The organism is Pseudomonas sp. 43(2021) (genome assembly GCF_017490805.1).
Classification (GTDB): Bacteria; Pseudomonadota; Gammaproteobacteria; order Pseudomonadales; family Pseudomonadaceae; genus Aquipseudomonas.
Window position 1 is genome coordinate 1 of record NZ_JAFGYJ010000246.1, and the last position, 531, is coordinate 531.

The 531-nt window shown below is 59.1% G+C and carries 1 protein-coding gene; it reads right to left on the reverse strand.

Going from position 1 to position 531, the window contains the following annotated elements; genetic code table 11:
• The coding region (locus tag J5M71_RS27005) for a polysaccharide lyase family 7 protein (protein ID WP_207838570.1) at positions 1-527 on the reverse strand (527 nt) is incomplete at its 3' end.
• Between the last annotated feature and the right edge of the window lie 4 nt (positions 528-531).

The window sequence follows — 531 nt, forward strand, 5'->3', positions numbered from 1 at the left end:
GATGTACCGACAACGCCGTTGTAGTCAACGGTGACTCGAGCTACGCCGGCAGAGTTGGCGCGAATGGTGATCTTGAACTTCGCCCCCAGCGGCACGCCCTTGAGCACCGTGGTGTTGACCGGAGTGGTCTGATTGAAGCTCTGGCGGAAGCCCATGGTGATGTTGCCTTTTTGCCAGAACACCTTGATGGCCGGGCTGTCGTCGTTTTTCACATGCATTTGCGAGATCACCACTTTCTGCGCTGAGTTGACCTTGGTCACGCTCATCTCCTGATAGTTGAGGTGGTCAGCGGCGCTGGCCAGCGACCAGTAGGTCGCTTCCTTCCATTCGCAGCGGGTGCGGTGAGTGCTCTTGCTCGAGGCGCCTTTGGTGGGGGCGGACAGTTGCAGTGATCCGTCCGGCAGGATCGTGACGATACTGGGGAATTGCGCGATCGCCTGGGCTCCGTTGAGCTCCAGTGCGACCGGATTGTTCGCCGAGACGGGAACCGGAGTGGAGAGGGTGAGATTGCTGATGTTTACGGCCATGGTT